The organism is Sphingomonas sp. Leaf5 (assembly GCF_001421155.1).
Classification (GTDB): Bacteria; Pseudomonadota; Alphaproteobacteria; order Sphingomonadales; family Sphingomonadaceae; genus Sphingomonas.
On record NZ_LMJZ01000007.1, the window covers coordinates 89,149 to 107,750 of the forward strand.

The window sequence follows — 18,602 nt, forward strand, 5'->3', positions numbered from 1 at the left end:
CCCGATCCGCTCAACCGTTGGCGAGCGCTTCCTGGGCGAACGCACGCACCGCCGGTCCGATATCGGCCCGGCTCAGCGCCACGGCGATATTCGCCTGTACCCAGCCGGCCTTGTCGCCGCAGTCGTAGCGCTTGCCGTCGAAGGTGAAGCCGTGGAACGGCTGGTTGCCGATCAGCTTGGCCATCGCGTCGGTCAGCTGGATTTCGCCACCCGCGCCCGGCTCCTGCGAATCGAGGATCTGCATGACTTCGGGCTGCAAGATGTAACGGCCCGGAATCATCAGGTTCGACGGTGCCTTGCCCTTGGGCTTTTCGACCAGCGCGGTGACCTCGGTCAGGCGACCGTCCTGCTTGCCGGGCGAGATGATGCCGTATTTGTCGGTCTCGCTGTCGGGCACTTCCAGCGCGCCGATGACGTTGCCGCCGACCTGGTTATAGGCTTCGACCATCTGCTTCAGGAAACCGCCGACCATCAGTTCGTCGGGCAGCAGCACTGCGAACGGCTCGTCGCCGACGATCTCGCGCGCGCACCACACCGCGTGGCCGAGGCCCAGCGGCTCCTGCTGGCGGACATAGACCGGGCTGCCCGGCTTCTGGCGGATACCTTCGATCAGCGACATCGACTTGCCGCGCGCCTTCATCGTCGCTTCCAGTTCGTAGGAAACGTCGAAATGGTCTTCCAGCGCGCCCTTGCCGCGGCCGGTGACGAATATGATCTGTTCGATGCCGGCTTCCAGCGCCTCTTCGACGGCATACTGGATCAGCGGCTTGTCGACGACCGTCAGCATTTCCTTCGGCATCGACTTGGTGGCGGGAAGAAACCGGGTGCCGAGGCCGGCGACCGGAAAGACTGCCTTGCGAACCTTCTTGATCGTCATCGTTTCATCCCCACAATTGCTGCGCCGCGATAGAGATACGCCGCGGAATTGGCAAACGACCTTTGTCCGCCGGGTCGTCCGCTGCGGCACGGCGGTTCATTGATCGTACAGCCCCTTTCCCCTAAGGGCGACGCGCATCATGGTGTTCTCCAAGCTATTTCGCAGGCCCGCAACCCCCGCCCCGCGCATTCCCGACGATATCGTCGTGTATGCGATCGGTGACGTGCATGGGCGGTTCGACTGCCTCGACGACCTGCTGGCGCAGATCGACGCCGATCCGGCACGCGGCGGACGGCGACCGGTGCTGGTGTTCCTCGGCGACCTGATCGATCGCGGGCCGGAATCGCGCGGCGTTGTCGACCGGGTCATGGCGATGTGCGCGGCCAGCGCCGATGTGCATTGCCTGTGCGGTAATCACGAGGAACTGCTGCTGACCGCCGCAGAGGGCGCGCGCCAGGCGCTCGGCGTCTTCGCACGTGCCGGTGGCAAGGAAACCCTGCTCAGCTACGGCGTCAGCGAAGAGGCCTATGAGCGCGAGGATTTGAAAGGCGTTCAGCGCCTGATCGCCGAGCATGTGCCGGCGGTGCATCTCGACTTTCTACGCGGCCTGCCCGACCAGTTGGTCGTCGGCGAATATGTGTTCGTCCATGCCGGCATCCGCCCCGGCGTCCCGCTCGATGCGCAGAAATCCTCGGACTTGCGCTGGATTCGCTCGCCGTTTCTCGACCATGTCGGCCGCTATGAACGTTTCGTCGTGCATGGCCACACCGTAACGCACGACCCCGACATCCGCGCCAACCGCATCGGCATCGACACCGGTGCCTATCGCAGCGGCCGACTGACCGCGCTGGTGCTGGAGGGGGACACGCGGCGGTTCCTGTCGACGGCCCTGTCCGCAGGCAACTACGCCGCAGCGGCGTAACCGCCAACCGTTCCTGACTATCGACGAGCACAGCATGCCGCTGTGACCGGCATCGCCCATTATTCCGACCGTCGTACCAACGAAAAAGGGCACCCCGAATGGAGCGCCCTTTTCCTAGACTGAAGCGCGGTTTCCCGCGCGAGCAATCAGTTGCTGTCCGAATCGCTGTCCGAATCGGCAACAACGACGATGCCCGCAACGACAGCAGCCGCGGCGAGAAGCGCCACGATGATGCCGCCGCCGGCCAGCTTTTCGCCCTTGGCGGCCGGAGCCGAAGCGCGAGCAACCGACAGCTTCGAAGCGTTGGCGGCGGTAGCAACCGTCGGAGCAACGGTCATCGAAACGGCCGAAGCCGCGATCAGCATGTTCTTAGCAAAACCCATGTCAACACTCCCTTGTATCTCTACACGTCGAGCGGCCCTTCGCATACGGCCCGCTCCCCTGCAAGCCTTATCATACCAATCGCGGCCAACCGTTTCCGGTCCCGGACCAACATAATACGCCCTGCGCACGGCTGAAACTCACCGGGGCGTGCCCGGTTTCGTTCGCAATCGCGGCAGTTCAGTATGCAGTGCGGCACCAAATTGGGCAAGCCACCCCGGCCCGATGATGACCGCGTTATTCGAGCGGCTGATCGCGCGTCGCCAGGACCGGCGGCACGTACGGGGTCGGTGCGCCGGGCGGGATGGCGGCGATCTCCGCGGCGATATTTTCTGCCCGTTTCCCGGCGGATGAATGGGTCCGGCTGTGGAAGATACCGCCGTCGATACGGGCACCGGGGCCTTTCCAGAACGCGACGGCCGACACCGGATTCCAGCCCGCATTGCGCAGCAGATGGACGCTCAGCCGGTCGGCATCGTCTTCGCTCATCCGAAAGATGCGTCCATTTCGGCCCAGTTCACGCAGCAGGCCACGACTGATCTTCGCCGCGTCGAGCCGGACATGGTGGCGCAGGATATTGTGGGCCAATTCGTGCGCGACGACGACGGCGAGTTGCGAATCGTCGAATCGTTCGAGAAACTGGCTGGAAATCTGCACCAGCCGGCCGTCGGCGACGGCATCCATCGATGGCCCGACCCGCAATTCGAACAGCGTGCGACAGCCGGGCGAGGCTGCAATGGTCACCGCGCGTTGCTGGCCTGCACGGCGCAGGACCATCGTCAGCGGGCGATCGGACGGTTGTGCGTCCAGTAGAGCGGCGAAGGCGTCGCGGGTGGCGACATGCCCGCCGCCCTTCGCAACCGGCACCGGCTGCGCATCGATGCTGACGATGGAATCGTTCGCACGCACCCCGGCGCGGGCGGCCGGGCTGTCGGGGACGACCGCTTCGACCGCGATCGCGGTTTCGAAGCCGAACGTCGTGCGGGCGGTCGGCTGCTCACCGACGTCATATTGATCGATGGCGTGCACGATCAGGCCGGTCACCGGGGCACGATCGGTACAAAGCACGGCATTGGCGTGGGCCAGCCGATAGCCGATCGCCCCAAGCCGCAGGTCGGCAGCGCGAAGGGTCTCGAGGGTCGCCTGATCGGTTCCGGTGGTGACGGCGGTATTGGGCGCAGCACCGATCGTCAGCAAGATCGTCGCGAGCAAAACGGCGCGCCGCGTCAGAACCGCGCGGCGACGCTCGGCAATCGAAGGGAAGGGAAAGGACATCCGCCCGCGATAGCATGATCGCGAAGGCCAAGGCGATGCCGGGCGGACTGTCGGGTTTCGGCCCACCGGAACGAAAAACGGCGCCGGAAACTTCCGACGCCGTTTTCGATCGAACCGGTCGCGCGCTTAACGCATGCCGGGCGGAAGCGCCTGTCCGGGGGGCGGCGCGCCGGCACCACCGGCACCACCGCCCTGCTGCTGCATCATCTGTTGCATCTGCATCTGCTGCAGCACCGCCTCCGGGATGAATTCGATCATGTCGACATCGAACACCAGCACCTGCTTCGACAGCTTCTTGATCTCCGGCGACATCGCCGGCGCACCGTCGGGACGGGGCGCGCCATAGCCGAGCGTCGGCGGCAACCAGAAACGGTAGCGCGACCCCTTCGGCATCAGCTTCAACGCCTCGCCGAACCCCGGCACGACCTGCTTGGGCGACATCGGGGTCGGGTTGCGGCTCTGGTCGAAGATCGTGCCGTCCGTCAGCTTGCCGACATAGTTGATCAGCGTGACGTCGGCATCGGTCGGGGTCGGGCCGCTGCCCTTGGTCAGCACTTCATATTGCAGACCGCTCGCGGTGGTGACGACGCCGGGACGCGAGGCGTTGGCGGCGAGGAACGAAGCCGTTTCGCTGCGCGAACCGACCCAGGCGAAAACCGCCGCGACCAGCAACGCCAGCGCGATCCCGATCCACACCCAGACGATATGACGCTGCTTGACAGGTTGCAGCGGAACGGCAGTGACCGACATCGACACCCCTTTGGCACGCCTCGCGCACCCGATCTCAGGAAACCGGCGGCATCGTCGACATCATCGGCGACGGGCCGCTATCCGTGGAATTACCGGGCGCCGTCGCGCTCGAGGCGCTTGCGCTCCATCTTGCGCGCCCGGCTGATCGCCGCCGCCCGTTCGCGAGCACGCTTTTCCGAAGGCTTTTCGTAATGACGACGCAGCTTCATCTCGCGATACACACCCTCGCGCTGCAGCTTCTTCTTGAGCGCGCGCAGGGCCTGATCGACATTATTTTCACGAACCATGATCTGCATGAGGTCGAAAAACTCCGGGTTTTTTCATCGCAATAGAATAGGGTTCGCCGAAGCATGGCCGCGGCGTGACGCTCCCCCCTAACAGGAGTACCCCCTGCGGGCAAGCGCGTGCGCCCGCCGGATCAGAACAGCAGGTCGCCCCCTGCGCGTCGCGCCAATATCCGGCCGATCGCGTCGAACAAGGCGTCCATCGCCACCGGCTTGAACAGGACTTCGTCGGCACCGGCGGCAAGACATCGCTCGGTCAGATCGATCGCGGTATCGGCGGTGACGATGATGATCGGCAGCGTCCGTTTCGCATCCTCACGCGCGCGCACGCGGCGGATGACCTCGAACCCGTCCATGCCGGGCATGCGCAGGTCGAGCAGGACGAGGTCGAACTCTTCCTCGTCGATCCGACGCAACCCGGCTTCGGCAAGGTCCGCCTCGACCATGGTCGCCCCGGCGACGTCGAGCATGTCGCGGACGACCCGGCGATTCATCGCGTCATCCTCGACGAACAGGATCCTCATGCGTCACCGATCCGAAGGATCGCCTTCTTTTCAAAGCTTTGCATATCGAAATCCGCTATCGCTACGCCGCATTTGAAACAAGGGCTGTTGGCACCGCACCCTGATTATCCCGACCGACGAACAACGCACCGATAAGTTGCTTAGCCGAAACCGGCTTGTTTAGCAATGTTATGACGCTTTTTTCGACATTTACGTCACATTCTTCTGAACTGCACATCAGAACGGCCGGTACCGGTGCCGTCCGCAGCATCGTCCCGATCTCGGTAAGATCGCGCTCCGGGGCATCGCTGCCCGCGCGGAACGCTTTCATATCCATCAACAAAGCGAACACCCTGCCCCCGGCCAGCAGCTCCCGCACCGTCGCCACGTCGTCCACGAACGCGATCGCCGCGCCGTGATCGGCAAACAGGGTCCGCATCATCCCCCGGGCGATCGGATTGCGTTCGAGAATGACCAGCTTGTCCGGGCTCGCATCCTCGCCCCGGTCCATTATTCGCGGAGTCGCCGGCGTTACCGGCAGGTCGAGCGTGAAGGTCGACCCCTCGCCCGCGACACTCGTGACGCGAATGTCGCCCCCCATAGCGCGGGCAAGATTGCGACAGATGGTCAGCCCGAGGCCGGTGCCCCCGAAGCGACGCGTCGTACTGTTGTCGGCTTGCTGAAACGATTCGAAGACATCGTCAATACGGTCGGCGGCGATACCGATACCAGTATCCGTCACGGCGATCCGAACATGTTGGTCGTTGCCCTCGACCCGCAGGCCAATGCCGCCGGTTTCGGTGAACTTCAGCGCATTCGACAGCAGGTTGAAGAGGATCTGGCGCAACCGTACCGGATCGCCCTCGATCCAGCGCGGCACCTGCCCGATCCCCAGCGTGAAGCGCAGCCCGCGATCCTCCGCCTGCCGCCGCGACGATCGCGCCAGCGTCTCGACCGTCTCGATCAGGTCGGTCGGAATGCGTTCGACCGACAGATTGCCCGACTGCATCTTCGCGACGTCGAGAATATCGTCGACCAACGCGCGCATCGTGACCCCGGCGTCGTGGACGATGCCCAGCCGATCGCGCAGGTCGGGCGTCAGTCGGGAATCGCGCAACATGACCTGCGCCATGCCGAGGATGCCGTTGAGCGGGGTGCGGATCTCGTGGCTGGTCGTCGCGAGGAAATCGCCCTTGGCCTTCAACGCCTTTTCCAGCGCGACATTGGTCGCCGCCAGTTCGACGTTGGCGTTGCGCACGGCATTCCGGCTCCGGCGCAACGTCACGACACCGAAGGTCAACAGCGCGACCAGCACCGCGACCGCGGCCGCGATGCCCCCGAACAGGATGCGCTGGTATCGCGCGCTCGCCCGCTCGAACACGATGTTGCGGCGCAGTTCCTCCTGCTTCAGCCGGGCAATGCGCAGTTCCTGATTCTGGAAGTCGAAGCGCGCCGCGATCAACGCGGTCTTGGTCGAGGTGGTGAGCTTCGTCGCCTGTTCGTTCAGCCGGCTGAGCGCTTCCAGATGGGCAAGCGATTTCGGTGCGTCGCCGACCGCCGAATAGACGGCATAGGCGTTCTGGTGATTGTCGCGCGCGGGAAGCCCGGTCGTGCGCAGATCGACCCCGTCGAACGCGGCATCGACCAGCTGCACCGCCAGCGCGGTGTCGCCGCGATCGATCGCCACCCGCGCCGCCAGCGTGCGCAGCTGATCCAGCGAGGCTTTCGACCCGACCGTTTCCGCGATCTTCATGCCCGCCATGACCGACTGCCATGCCGCCGCATCGTCGCCGGCCGCGCGCTGCGTCCGCGCGAGGTTGCGCAGGATCTGCACTTCGAACGACGGGTTGTTGAGCCGGCGCACCGCGACCAGCGCCCGTTCGAAATCCACGATCGCGCGTCGATAGTCGCGCATCTCGCTGATGACGTTGCCGCGATTGTTGAGCAGCGAAACCGACAGCAGGGGATCGCCGCCATAAGCCTCGATCGCCTGCTCGTAATAGCGCAGCGCCGCTTCGAAATCGCTGCCCTGCCGATACAGGGCCCCGATGCTGAGCAACGCCATGGCCTGCCCGCGCCGATCACCGGCGGCAAGATAGACGCGATAGGCCGATTGATAATCGGCCAGCGCCGCTGCCACCTGCCCCTCATCGGCGGACAGGTCGCCCCGCGTGCGCAGCGCATCGCCTTCGATCGCGACACGGGGATTGAGCCTGGCGAGGATTGCCAGCGAACGGTCGACCGAACGCTTGGCGGCGGCCTCCTGGTCGAGCCGGATATAGGCTTCGGCCTGCAACCAGATGCCGGCGGCGACCAGCCGCGAGGAGGCACCGTCGCGTTCCAAGGCGACGCGTTCCAGTTCCTGCCCGGCCCGCAAACCGGCGCGAGGCTCGGCGACCAGCGCGGCGCGAATCGCATCGAAACGGCGGTCCAGCGGGTCGACGCCCGGCTGCGCGCTTGCCGGCAACGCGATGGTCGCCATCCACAGAGACAGGGCAAGGAGCGGGAGACGCAGGCGCATTGGGGCAAACTAACCCGATTGAGTTAATGATTGGTACCGATCAACCGGTCTTCCATTGGCCTTCGTTGCGCAGGAAGGACAGGCGCGGGCTGGCCATCGCCGCCAGATGGCCTTCTTCCCGCAAGAAGGTGCGGAACGCATCGAACTCGATCGGGCGGCTGATCAGATAGCCCTGCACCATGTCGCAGCCCATGACGCCGAGCAGCGCCAGCGCGGCGGGTGTTTCGACGCCTTCGGCGGTCACTTCCATATCGAGCGCATGGGCGAGGTCGATCGTCGAGCGCACGATCAGCGGATCGCGGTTGCTGCTGGTCAGCTGGGTGACGAACAGCTTGTCGATCTTCAATTCGCTGGCGGGCAAGCGCTTGAGATAGGCCAGCGACGACAAGCCAGCCCCATAATCGTCGATCGCCAGCGGCACGCCGATTTCGCTGAACGTCCGCAGATTGGCGATTGCGCTCTCCGGATCGCGGATCACCGCGGTCTCGGTGATCTCGAACCCGACCCGCGCGCCGCCTTCGCGAACGAGTCGGCAGGCCTCGCGGACGAACCCCGGATCGGACAGCAGGACGCCCGACATGTTGATGAAGATCGGAATGTCGTAGCCGGCCGCCGCAAGCATGCGCTGATCGGCGATCACCCGGCGGATCGTCCACAGCGTCAGCGCGCCGATGACGTGCGATCGTTCGGCCGCCTCGATGAAATCGCCGGGCAGCACCAGCCCGCGGGTCGGATGCCGCCACCGCACCAGTGCCTCGGCACTCGCCACGCATTGCTGGCGCACCCGCACCTTGGGCTGATATTGCAGGAATATCTGCCCGTCCTCGATCGCGCCGGGCAGGTCGCGCATCAATTGAACCGGGTCGTGCCCCGCGGCGGGATCGCTCAGATCGCGTACGACGTCCGTGCCGATCTGCTGTCCGTCGACAAGCGCAAGCTCGGCTGCCTCAATCAGGCGAACCTCGTCGGCCTCGCGCACCCGGGCACCGACGCCGCCGATTCGCAACGTCACGCGACAGCTTTCGCCGTTCAGGTCGAACGGCTGCGCCATCGCCGCTCGGATACGCTCGGCCACGGCGTTGCCGGCCGTGGCCGAATCGCGCTCGAACTTGATCTCCAACCCGCTCCGGCCGACCGGCGTGATCCGGCTATCGGCGATCATCGCCCGCAGACGCGCGGCGATGTCGGCCAGCGCCGCGCCGGCACCGACGACCCCGACCTGCCGTCTCAATGCCGCGAAATCCTCGATTTCGGCGAGGAACAGGAAGCGATACCCGGCGGAGGGCGCAACGGCGCGTGCCGACACCGGTCCGTCGCGCACAGCGACCGGCGACAGGGGCCGCTGCCCCCTCCCGTGTCCTGACGGCCCGACCAGCGGGATATGTTCCGAATCGGCGCGTGCCATGATGTTCAGTGCTACCGCCCAAACCCCGAAGCATCCGTTAACGCCAGCAATCGCGGGGGGATGGTTTTCGTGCCGATTTGCGATTGGCGTATGGTTAATTTCCGGTTAATACGGCCTCGCGCTTCGGCGCTTCTGGGAGACTGAAAATGCAGGCGTTTTTCGCACTGTTCCGTGATCACTACGGCGAAGACCTTCGTCCGATCTAAATGGAACATTCGCCTGGATCGGGACGGTTCGCCGGAACGATCCAGGCGTTTTTGTGGAACGTCCTGTTTTGGGAAACGCCGTGCCGGACCCGGACGGCCGCTGCCCCGACGTGCCCGATTCGAACGCGGCAAAGCTGAACTGGCGGGCACGCGAAGAATCGTTGCCTTGTCGCACCGCCGTTGGTCGCTACCTGCGACGGGACCATGACCGATCCCGCATCCCATCGCCTCACCCATCTCGAACGGCTCGAGGCGGAAAGCATTCATATCCTGCGCGAAGTGGTCGCCGAGGCCGAACGCCCGGTGATGCTGTATTCGGTCGGCAAGGATTCGGCGGTGATGCTGCACCTCGCCAAAAAGGCATTCTATCCGGCCCCCCCGCCCTTCCCGTTGCTGCATGTCGACACGACGTGGAAATTCCGCGCGATGTACGATCTGCGGGACAAGGCGGCGCGCGATGCCGGCATGGAATTGCTGGTCCACCACAATCCCGATGCACAGGCGCGCGGCATCAACCCGTTCGATCATGGCAGCCTGCATACCGATTTGTGGAAGACCGAGGGGCTGAAACAGGCGCTCGATCACTATGGCTTCGACGCCGCCTTCGGGGGTGCCCGCCGCGACGAGGAAAAGAGCCGCGCGAAGGAACGCGTCTTTTCCTTCCGCTCGGCCAATCACCGCTGGGACCCGAAGGCGCAGCGGCCCGAACTGTGGCATCTGTATAACGCGCGGAAAGCGAAGGGCGAATCGATCCGCATCTTCCCGCTGTCGAACTGGACCGAGCTCGACATCTGGCAATATATCCTGCGCGAGAAGATCGAGATCGTGCCGCTGTATTTCGCCGCGCCCCGCCCGACCGTAGAGCGCGACGGGATGTTGCTGATGGTCGACGACGACCGCTTCCGTCTGCTGCCCGGCGAAGTACCGACGACCCGATCGATCCGGTTCCGCACGCTTGGCTGCTACCCGCTGACCGGTGCGGTCGAGAGCGAGGCGGCGACGCTGAGCGACGTCATCCAGGAAATGTTGCTGACCACCACCTCCGAACGGCAGGGGCGCGCGATCGACCGCGACGCCGGGTCGGCCAGCATGGAAATGAAGAAGCAGGAGGGCTATTTTTGATGGCAACCGCCCCCGCCTATACGCCCGACGCACTGATCGCGGCCGATATCGACGCCTATCTGGCGCAGCACCAGACCAAGTCGCTGCTCCGTTTCATCACCTGCGGATCGGTCGACGACGGCAAATCGACGCTGATCGGCCGGCTGCTCTATGATTCGAAGATGATCTTCGAGGATCAGCTCGCCGCACTGGAGAGCGATTCGAGGCGCGTCGGGACGCAGGGGCAGGAGATCGATTTCGCGCTGCTGGTCGATGGCCTCGCCGCCGAGCGCGAACAGGGCATCACCATCGACGTCGCCTATCGCTTCTTCGCGACCGAGAAACGCAAGTTCATCGTCGCGGATACGCCCGGCCATGAACAATATACCCGCAACATGGTGACCGGCGCGTCGACCGCCGATCTGGCGGTGATCCTGATCGACGCGCGCAAGGGCGTGCTGACCCAGACGCGGCGGCACAGCTATCTCGCGCATCTGATCGGCATCCGGCACATCGTGCTGGCGGTGAACAAGATGGATCTGGTCGGGTATGACCGGGTGACGTTCGATCGCATCGTCGCCGACTATGCCGGCTTTGCCGAATCGATCGGCATCGCCGGCTTCACCGCGATTCCCTTGTCGGGGTTCAAGGGCGACAATATCGCCGCTCCCTCCGACAACACGCCATGGTATGCCGGCCCGGCCCTGATCGAGCATCTCGAATCGGTCGCGCTGGACAGCGATGCGGCAGCGGCGCAGCCGTTCCGCCTGCCGGTGCAGTGGGTCAACCGCCCCGACCTCGACTTCCGTGGCTTTGCCGGCCTGATCGCCAGCGGGACCATCCGTCCGGGTGATGCCGTGCGGGTGCTGCCGTCGGGCAAGACGTCGCGCGTGGCGCGGATCGTGTCGATGGACGGCGATCTGGCGCAGGCGGTCGCCGGTCAGTCGGTGACGCTGACCCTGACCGACGAAATCGACTGTTCGCGCGGCGACGTGATCGCCGCCGCCGATGCGCCGCCGCAGGTCGCCGACCAGTTTCGCGCGACGATCGTGTGGATGGACGGCGAACCGATGCTGCCCGGTCGCGCCTATTGGCTGAAGACCGGGGCCGGCACCGTCTCGGCGACGGTGCAGCCCCCGCGCCATGCGATCGACGTCAACACGCTGGCCGAATTGTCGGTCAAGACGCTGTCGCTGAACGACATCGGCGTCGCCGACGTCTTCACCGATCGGGGCATCGCCTTCGAACCCTATGCCGACAATCGCGACCTCGGCGGGTTCATCCTCATCGACAAGATCACCAACGCCACCGTTGCCGCCGGCATGATCGACTATTGCCTGCGGCGTAGTCAGAATGTGCATTGGCAGTCGATCGACATCACGCGGCAGGCGCATGCCGCGCAGAAGAACCAAAGCCCCCGCGTCCTTTGGTTCACCGGCCTGTCGGGGTCGGGCAAGTCGACCATCGCCAATCTGGTCGAGAAGAAGCTGCATACGCTCGGCAAGCACAGCTTCCTGCTCGACGGCGACAATGTCCGCCATGGGCTGAACCGCGATCTGGGCTTCACCGATGCCGACCGGGTCGAGAATGTCCGCCGCGTCGGCGAGGTCGCCAAGCTGATGGCCGATGCCGGACTGATCGTGCTGACCGCCTTCATCTCGCCGTTCCGTGCCGAGCGCGATCTGGCGCGGTCGATGCTGCCGGCGGGTGAGTTCGTCGAGGTGTTCGTCGATACGCCGCTGGCCGTCGCCGAGGCGCGCGACGTGAAGGGGCTGTATGCCAAGGCGCGCAGCGGCGCGCTGGCCAATTTCACCGGCATCGACAGCCCCTACGAACCGCCGCTCGCACCCGAAATCCATGTAGATACGACGCGCGAGACGCCGGAAGCGGCCGCCGAACGCATCGTCGAACATGTGCTCGGCATCTGGGCACCGGTATTGTGACCGACGACGCACTTCTCGCCACCGCGATCGCCGCCGAGGCTGGCAAGCTGTTGCTCGCGATCCGGGCGGAGGGGCGCGAGAACGGCAAGGCGCTGGGCGACCGCGGCGACCGGGAAGCGAATACGCTGATCCTCGAACGACTGCGCACCGCCCGCCCCGATGCGTTCGTGCTGTCTGAGGAGTCCGCCGACGACAAGGCGCGCTGTGCCGCTGCGCAGACATGGATCGTCGATCCGCTGGACGGCACCCGCGAATATGCCGAAGGACGCGACGACTGGGCGGTGCATATCGCGCTCGCGGTCGGTGGCCGTGCGGAGGCCGGGGCGGTCGCGTTGCCGTCGCTGGGCATCACCTTGTCGAGCAGCCCCGCCCCGGTGGTGCCGCCCCGCCCCGATCGCCCGCGCATGGTCGTCAGTCGTACCCGCCCCGCGCCGCAGGCGCTGGCGGTTGCCGAAGCGATCGATGCCGAACTGATCCCGATGGGATCGGCGGGTGCCAAGGCAATGGCGGTGGTGCTTGGGCAGGCCGACATCTATCTGCACGCCGGCGGGCAATATGAGTGGGACAGCTGCGCGCCGGTCGCGGTGGCGCTGGCAGCCGGATTGCACGCGTCGCGGATCGACGGGTCGCCGCTCTATTATAACTGTCAGGATACGTGGCTGCCCGATCTGCTGATCTGTCGGCGCGACGATGCGGCCCGGATCCTGCCGATTATCGCCGGTCTGGGGCTCGACCGGTAGCGTACGGCTTCCAAGCGGCCGCCGCCCTGGTTTGACCGATCGGGGCGGGTCCGATGCTTCGATCCGTTCGCCGACAACAGGCTGCGATCGATGCCGGCCTGTGGCCCATGTCCGTCGTCCCCGCCGACCCCGGTTGCGGCCACGAACCGCATCGCATCTGGCCTCGGCACGACCCACCTGTCAGAAGCGGGCCATGGGCAATCATCATCACGACCATGGCGACCATTCCGGGCATGGTCATCACCAGCACGGGTCGCACGGGCATCTGGGCCATTCGCATGCCCCTGCCGATTTCGGCCGCGCCTTTGCGATCGGAACGCTGCTCAACATCGGCTTCGTGCTGGTCGAGGGCGCGGCGGGCTTCTGGTTCGATTCGATGGCGCTGCTTGCCGATGCCGGGCACAATCTGTCGGACGTGCTGGGGCTGCTGATCGCATGGGGCGGGGTCGAACTGGCCAAGCGGCCGGCATCGCGGCGGTTCACCTATGGCCTTGGCGCGTCGACGATCCTCGCCGCGCTCGCCAACGCGCTGGTGCTGCTGATCGCGGTCGGGGCGATCCTGCTCGAAACGATCCAGCGGCTGGGCAGTCCGCGCCCGATCGATGGCTGGCCGGTCGTCTGGGTCGCGCTGGCCGGGATCGTCGTCAACCTTGCCACCGCACTGCTGTTCGCGCGCGGGCGGCATGGCGACGTCAATATCCGCGGCGCATATCTGCACATGGCGGCCGATGCGGCGGTGTCGGCGGGGGTGGTGATCGCCGGGCTGGCGATCCTGTGGACCGGGGCGGGATGGATCGATCCGGTCGTCAGCCTTGCGGTCGTCGCGATCATCCTGATCGGAACGTGGAGCCTGCTGAGCGAATCGCTGCTCCTCGCGCTACAGGCGGTGCCGCGCGGGATCGATGCGGCGGCGGTCGAGGCGCTGCTGGCCGGTCTGCCGGGCGTCGCGCGGGTGCACGACCTGCACATCTGGCCGATGAGCACCACCGAAACCGCGCTGACCGCGCATCTGGTGATGCCCGACGGGCATCCGGGCGACGCGTTCCTGACCGACCTGTCGGAACGGCTGGAGCAGGCGTTCGGCATCGGCCATGCGACGGTGCAGGTCGAGACCGGCGACGATTGCGCGCTGACCCACGCGCATTGAGGGCTTTGGTCTGCGCCCCATAAGCGTATCCCCGCGCAGGCGGGGATACGCTTTCCCTTGGTGAAACTTACCGTGCCACCGACACGCGATAGATCATGCGGTGGTGGTACGGCTTGCCCGGTTCGACCCGTGCCGATCCGAATGCCGGCTGGTTGGGCGTATCGGGGAATTTCTGCGGTTCGAGCGCGATGCCGTCGCCCATGCGATAGACATGGCGATCCTTGCCGATCAGCGTCCCGTCGATGAAATTGCCCGAATAGAATTGCACGCCCGGTTCGGTCGTCAGCACTTCGAGCACGCGGCCCGATGCCGGGTCTTCAAGGCGTGCGGCAAGCTTGGGTTCACGGGTAATCCCGGCATCGAGCACGAAATTATGGTCATAGCCGCGCCCGGCGACGATCTGCGGATCGCGACCGTCGCGGACATCCTGTCCGACGATCCGCCCGCGGGTGAAATCGAACACCGTGCCCGCGACCGGACGACGCTCGCCGGTCGGGATCAGCGCGTCGTTGACGGGCGTGTAGCGGCTGGCCGGAATGGTCAGCTTGTGGGTCATCGTGCCCAATGCGCTACCCTCGCCGCCCATGTCGAACAGCGCGTGGTTGGTGAGGTTGACGATGGTCGGCGCATCGCTCTTCGCATCGAAATCGATGGTCAGTGCGCCCTTGTCGTCGAGCGCGTAGGTCACCGTCACGTCGAGCGTGCCAGGATAGCCTTGATCCCCGGCCGGGCTGTTCAGCGTCATCGTCACCGATGCGCTCGGGCCGTCCTTGACCGACACGATCCGCCACACCCGCTTGTCGAAGCCGACCGTGCCGCCGTGCAGCGAATTGGCCTTGTCGTTGCGGGTCAGCTGATACGCCTTGCCGTCGAGCGTGAACTTGCCACCGGCGATGCGGTTGGCGTAGCGGCCGATCGTCTGGCCCCAGTAATTGGGTGCGGTGACATAGCTGGCGGCATCGTCATAGCCGAGCGTGACGTCGGCCACCTTGCCCTTGCGATCGGGGGCGTTGAGCGCCTGCAACGTCGCGCCCAGCGTCATGATCCGAGCGCTGACGCCGTTGCTGCCGGTCAGCGTCACCATCTCGACCGCGGTACCGTCGGGCAGCTTGCCGAAGCTCGACCGCTTGGCCGTCGCCGCGTTTGCCGTCCCCACACACAACAGGGTCGCCACCGCCAACGCGCTGATCGAAATCGCCTTTTTCATTGTCACCCTCCCAAAGTCACCGGCGGGGCTATCGCGCCGCGTCCGGTTCGTCGGGAGGGGTATAGTCAGACAATAACGGCTTGTTCAAGCGGCGACCGGCGCAAAGCTCAGCCGTCGCCGAGCCGCTCGATATCGGCACCGACGGCCTGCAGCTTTTCCTCCAGCCGCTCATAGCCGCGGTCGAGGTGATAGACGCGGCTGACTGACGTCTCGCCCTCCGCCGCAAGCCCGGCGATGATGAGGCTCATCGATGCGCGCAGATCGGTCGCCATGACCGGCGCACCGACCAGTCCGGCGACCCCGCGCACCACCGCCGAACGGCCGGTGACGGTGATGTCCGCGCCCATCCGCGCCAGTTCGGGCACGTGCATATAGCGGTTTTCGAAGATCGTTTCGGTCAGCACGCTGGCACCGTCGGCGCGCGCCAGCAGCGCCATGAACTGTGCCTGCATGTCGGTCGCGAACCCCGGATAGGGTGCGGTCGACAGGTTGATCGGGCGGATGTCGCCGCTCGCCTCGACGAACAGCGAGGTCGCGCCCTCGCGCACCGCCACGCCCGCCTCGACCAGTGCATCGATCGTCGCGCGCATGTCGCTGGCCACGACATTGGCCAGCTCGACCGCGCCGCCGGTGATCGCGGCGGCACAGGCATAGCTGCCCGCTTCGATCCGGTCGGGCATCACCGCATAGGTCGCCCCGTGAAGCTTGCCGCGCCCCTCGATGGTCAGCGTATCGCTGCCGATGCCATCGATGCTCGCCCCCATCGCGACGAGGCAGCGGCACAGGTCGACGATCTCCGGCTCGCGCGCGGCATTTTCGAGGACGCTGGTTCCCTTCGCGAGCACCGCCGCCATCACCGCATTCTCGGTCGCGCCGACCGATACCACCGGGAAGCGATAGCGACCGCCGGGCAGGCGTCCGCCGGGCGCGGTCGCCTTCACATAGCCCGCCGCCAGCTCGATCTCGGCACCCAGTGCCTCCAGCGCCTTCAGATGCAGGTCGATCGGGCGGTTGCCGATCGCGCAGCCGCCGGGCAGCGACACCGTCGCCTCACCGGCGCGCGCGACCAGCGGCCCCAGCACGAGGATCGACGCGCGCATCTTGCGGACGATGTCATAGGGCGCGACCGTCGACGTCAGCCGCTGGCCACGCAGCGTCATCACCCGGCCGAATTCGCTGGGGTGCGATCCCTCGATCGTGGTCGATACGCCGAACTGGTTGAGCAGATGGCCAAAGCTGTCGACGTCGGCCAGCCGCGGCAAGTTGCGCAGCGTCAGCGGCTCTTCGGTCAGCAGCGCGCACGGCAACAGGGTGAGTGCGGCGTTCTTCGCGCCCGAAATGACGATGCGGCCGGACAGGCGATTGCCGCCGCGAATGACGATACGATCCATGGGGCAGCTTCTAGTGGGTACGCTAGGGTGTGCAAGGGGGTCGCCAGCTCCTCCCCGGTACGGGGGGGGGACCGTCGCCGGAGGCGATGGTGGAGGGAGTGCCCCACGAACGCAACGGTTCCGACTGCGGCCCTCCCCCTCCACCAGCCTGCGGCTGGTCCCCCTCCCCGCAAAGCGGGGAGGATCTATGTCGCCCGTTGCTTGGCTGCGGGGTTCGGGCCATTCTCTCGTCATCGGGACTATGGTGGAGATGATCGGTGACCGGAATCGCCGCTACGTTGCTGACGCTCGCAACGCTGATCGTTATGTCGGTCCGCTTTGATCGGCGTCACCGCGGGATCGCACGGTTACCGATGCAATGGTCGCTGTCGGGTCGTGTGAACTGGACCGCGCTGCGCCGCCTCGCGCTGGCGTTCACGCCGGTGCTGGCGGCGATCGTCCTGACGACCATCCAGATTACCGCACCCGTGCAGACCCAGCCGCCGGGGCCGGACGGGTCGGTATTGCCCGCCCTGCTAACGGCAGCGGTGTTGCTCGTCGTCGCCCATGCGATTCATCTTCGGCTTTGCGACCGGACGACCAGTCGCATGAACTGACGAAGGGTATCAGGCGGAAGCCGGGATCAAGCCTTTTCCAGCGTGCATTGCAGCGGGTGCTGATTCTGGCGAGCGAAGTCCATGACTTGCGCCACCTTCGTCTCGGCGACTTCGTAGGTGAAGACGCCGCACACGCCGACGCCGCGCTGGTGGACGTGCAGCATCACCCGCGTCGCTTCCTCCATGCTCATGCGGAAGAAGCGTTGCAGGCACAGGACAACGAATTCCATCGGCGTGTAATCGTCGTTCAGCATCAGCACGCGGTAGGGCGTGGGCTTCTTGACGCGGATTTGGGTGGCGACGCCGAGACCGGTCGAGCGGTCGTCGTCATGGTCGCGGTCGTCGCCGGCCATCTGGATGCAAAGCTGTCGAGACATGTCGCCATAAAATATGGCATGCGGGCCGGACAGGGCAAGGGGGTGCGTGGTCATATGCGCCGATTTGGAAATGACAAAAGGGGCGACCGCTCGCGCGACCGCCCCCTTCGTTAGCCCGTAAAGGTAACCGACCGCTTACGCGGTCGTCTTCACCTTGTCGGCGGCAACCGCAACGCGGTTGCTGATCGGCTGTGCGGCGTCGCCGGCCAGCTTGATCATCATTTCGGTGGTCTTCGACGCTTCGGCGACGAACGAGTCGAACGACTGACGGACGAAATCCGACTGCAGCTTCATGAACTCGGCCGGCGACTTCACGGTCGCGAGCGTCTTGGCGGTCGAGGTCGCGTGTTCGAACGACTTGCGACCGAAATCGGCCATTTCCTGACCCAGGGTTTCAAGGCCCTTGGCGGCGATGCGGCTGGCTTCGACCATCGCTTCGATGTTGCCCTTGGCCATCTCGTTCATTTCCTCGAAGCCCTTGGCGCCCTTTTCCATGGCGGCCTTCGCCTTTTCGTTGAACTCGGTCGACACGGCCTGCGCCTTGTTCGCGGCGTCCTGTGCGAAGTTCTGCGCCTTGTTGGCGGTATTCTGGGCGGTGGCGGTCGCTTCGTTGGTGACGTCCATGGTCTTTTCCTCGACTTGTGCGGTTACGGTTTCGACCGCCGCGGTGGTTTCCTCGGCCATGACCGTGCTGGTCTCGACCGCGGTTTCGGCGACTTCCACGACCGGCTCGACCGGCGGCGTCGGAATGACGGCGGCGGCGGTTTCGGTCTTGAAAGGCAATTCGACGGGAGCCGGCTTGGGCGCCGCCACGAACGGCACGGGCGGAATTTCCGCCTGTTCGGGTTCGGCGGGCGGCACCACGGCTTCCGGCGCGGCAGCCTCGACGGGTGCCGTGGCGACCGGTCGGGTGGATCGGGAAATGGCAGGCTTGCGCGTGCCGGTCTTCGGACCTCTGATGGCCACTCGGACATCC

General features: G+C 65.6%; 18 protein-coding genes. 6 read left to right on the plus strand and 12 right to left on the minus strand.

Going from position 1 to position 18,602, the window contains the following annotated elements:
• Positions 1 to 10: 10 nt before the first annotated feature.
• The gene (gene galU, locus ASE50_RS07505; protein WP_056397936.1) at positions 11 to 877 is read right to left on the minus strand and encodes a UTP--glucose-1-phosphate uridylyltransferase GalU; all 867 of its coding nucleotides are present in this window, start codon (positions 875 to 877) and stop codon (positions 11 to 13) included.
• Positions 878 to 1,016: 139 nt separating this feature from the next.
• On the opposite strand from galU, the gene ASE50_RS07510 reads away from it, so the two are divergent.
• Positions 1,017 to 1,799: a metallophosphoesterase family protein gene (locus tag ASE50_RS07510; RefSeq protein ID WP_056397941.1), complete on the plus strand. Its 783-nt coding sequence runs from the start codon at positions 1,017 to 1,019 to the stop codon at positions 1,797 to 1,799.
• Positions 1,800 to 1,945: 146 nt separating this feature from the next.
• Here the strand turns inward: ASE50_RS07510 and ASE50_RS07515 are convergent, their stop codons facing one another.
• The 7 genes from ASE50_RS07515 to ASE50_RS07545 all read right to left on the minus strand — a co-directional run bounded on the left by ASE50_RS07515 (position 1,946) and on the right by ASE50_RS07545 (position 8,834).
• Positions 1,946 to 2,164, minus strand: coding sequence for a hypothetical protein (locus ASE50_RS07515; protein ID WP_200909493.1), 219 nt, complete (start codon positions 2,162 to 2,164; stop codon positions 1,946 to 1,948).
• Positions 2,165 to 2,417: 253 nt separating this feature from the next.
• Positions 2,418 to 3,455, minus strand: coding sequence for a M48 family metallopeptidase (locus ASE50_RS07520; protein ID WP_156347345.1), 1,038 nt, complete (start codon positions 3,453 to 3,455; stop codon positions 2,418 to 2,420).
• A gap of 126 nt (positions 3,456 to 3,581) precedes the next feature.
• The gene (locus ASE50_RS07525; RefSeq protein ID WP_056397944.1) at positions 3,582 to 4,205 is read right to left on the minus strand and encodes an FKBP-type peptidyl-prolyl cis-trans isomerase; all 624 of its coding nucleotides are present in this window, start codon (positions 4,203 to 4,205) and stop codon (positions 3,582 to 3,584) included.
• An 89-nt stretch (positions 4,206 to 4,294) separates the two neighbouring features.
• The gene (gene rpsU / locus ASE50_RS07530; protein WP_056397945.1) at positions 4,295 to 4,501 is read right to left on the minus strand and encodes a 30S ribosomal protein S21; all 207 of its coding nucleotides are present in this window, start codon (positions 4,499 to 4,501) and stop codon (positions 4,295 to 4,297) included.
• A gap of 122 nt (positions 4,502 to 4,623) precedes the next feature.
• Positions 4,624 to 5,013 (minus strand): response regulator, encoded by a 390-nt coding sequence (locus tag ASE50_RS07535; RefSeq protein WP_056397948.1) that lies wholly within the window; start codon positions 5,011 to 5,013, stop codon positions 4,624 to 4,626.
• A 61-nt stretch (positions 5,014 to 5,074) separates the two neighbouring features.
• Positions 5,075 to 7,513 carry an ATP-binding protein gene (locus ASE50_RS07540; protein WP_082438884.1) on the minus strand — a complete coding sequence of 813 codons (2,439 nt, stop codon included), beginning with the start codon at positions 7,511 to 7,513 and terminating at the stop codon, positions 5,075 to 5,077.
• Positions 7,514 to 7,553: 40 nt separating this feature from the next.
• Positions 7,554 to 8,834, minus strand: a complete 1,281-nt coding sequence (locus tag ASE50_RS07545; protein ID WP_056398051.1) for a bifunctional diguanylate cyclase/phosphodiesterase — start codon at positions 8,832 to 8,834, stop codon at positions 7,554 to 7,556.
• Positions 8,835 to 9,328: 494 nt separating this feature from the next.
• Here ASE50_RS07545 and cysD point away from each other — a divergent pair, with 494 nt between their 5' ends.
• The 4 genes from cysD (at position 9,329) to ASE50_RS07565 (ending at position 14,055) form a co-directional block, all read left to right on the plus strand.
• The gene (cysD, locus tag ASE50_RS07550; protein ID WP_056397952.1) at positions 9,329 to 10,246 is read left to right on the plus strand and encodes a sulfate adenylyltransferase subunit CysD; all 918 of its coding nucleotides are present in this window, start codon (positions 9,329 to 9,331) and stop codon (positions 10,244 to 10,246) included.
• A complete protein-coding gene (gene cysN, locus ASE50_RS07555) occupies positions 10,246 to 12,168 on the plus strand; it encodes a sulfate adenylyltransferase subunit CysN (protein ID WP_056397955.1) in 1,923 nt (640 codons plus the stop codon). Before cysD ends, cysN begins: the two co-directional genes overlap by 1 nt.
• On the plus strand, positions 12,162 to 12,908 hold the full coding sequence (locus tag ASE50_RS07560; RefSeq protein WP_056397957.1) for a 3'(2'),5'-bisphosphate nucleotidase CysQ: 747 nt from the start codon (positions 12,162 to 12,164) through the stop codon (positions 12,906 to 12,908). The genes cysN and ASE50_RS07560 overlap by 7 nt, the downstream gene beginning before the upstream one ends.
• Before the next feature lie 193 nt (positions 12,909 to 13,101).
• On the plus strand, positions 13,102 to 14,055 hold the full coding sequence (locus ASE50_RS07565) for a cation diffusion facilitator family transporter (protein ID WP_056397959.1): 954 nt from the start codon (positions 13,102 to 13,104) through the stop codon (positions 14,053 to 14,055).
• Between the two features lie 67 nt (positions 14,056 to 14,122).
• Here the strand turns inward: ASE50_RS07565 and ASE50_RS07570 are convergent, their stop codons facing one another.
• Together ASE50_RS07570 and murA are read right to left on the minus strand one after the other, a co-directional pair.
• The gene (locus ASE50_RS07570) at positions 14,123 to 15,262 is read right to left on the minus strand and encodes an aldose epimerase family protein (RefSeq protein WP_056397962.1); all 1,140 of its coding nucleotides are present in this window, start codon (positions 15,260 to 15,262) and stop codon (positions 14,123 to 14,125) included.
• A 107-nt stretch (positions 15,263 to 15,369) separates the two neighbouring features.
• Positions 15,370 to 16,653, minus strand: a complete 1,284-nt coding sequence (gene murA / locus ASE50_RS07575; RefSeq protein ID WP_056397964.1) for a UDP-N-acetylglucosamine 1-carboxyvinyltransferase — start codon at positions 16,651 to 16,653, stop codon at positions 15,370 to 15,372.
• A 257-nt stretch (positions 16,654 to 16,910) separates the two neighbouring features.
• Between murA and ASE50_RS07580 the strand changes: the two genes are divergently transcribed.
• Positions 16,911 to 17,249 (plus strand): hypothetical protein, encoded by a 339-nt coding sequence (locus tag ASE50_RS07580; RefSeq protein WP_056397968.1) that lies wholly within the window; start codon positions 16,911 to 16,913, stop codon positions 17,247 to 17,249.
• Between the two features lie 26 nt (positions 17,250 to 17,275).
• Here the strand turns inward: ASE50_RS07580 and clpS are convergent, their stop codons facing one another.
• Both clpS and phaP read right to left on the minus strand, forming a co-directional pair.
• Positions 17,276 to 17,602 carry an ATP-dependent Clp protease adapter ClpS gene (clpS, locus tag ASE50_RS07585; protein WP_156347350.1) on the minus strand — a complete coding sequence of 109 codons (327 nt, stop codon included), beginning with the start codon at positions 17,600 to 17,602 and terminating at the stop codon, positions 17,276 to 17,278.
• Positions 17,603 to 17,761: 159 nt separating this feature from the next.
• Positions 17,762 to 18,592, minus strand: coding sequence for a phasin family protein (gene phaP / locus ASE50_RS07590; protein ID WP_082438889.1), 831 nt, complete (start codon positions 18,590 to 18,592; stop codon positions 17,762 to 17,764).
• Positions 18,593 to 18,602 lie beyond the last annotated feature (10 nt).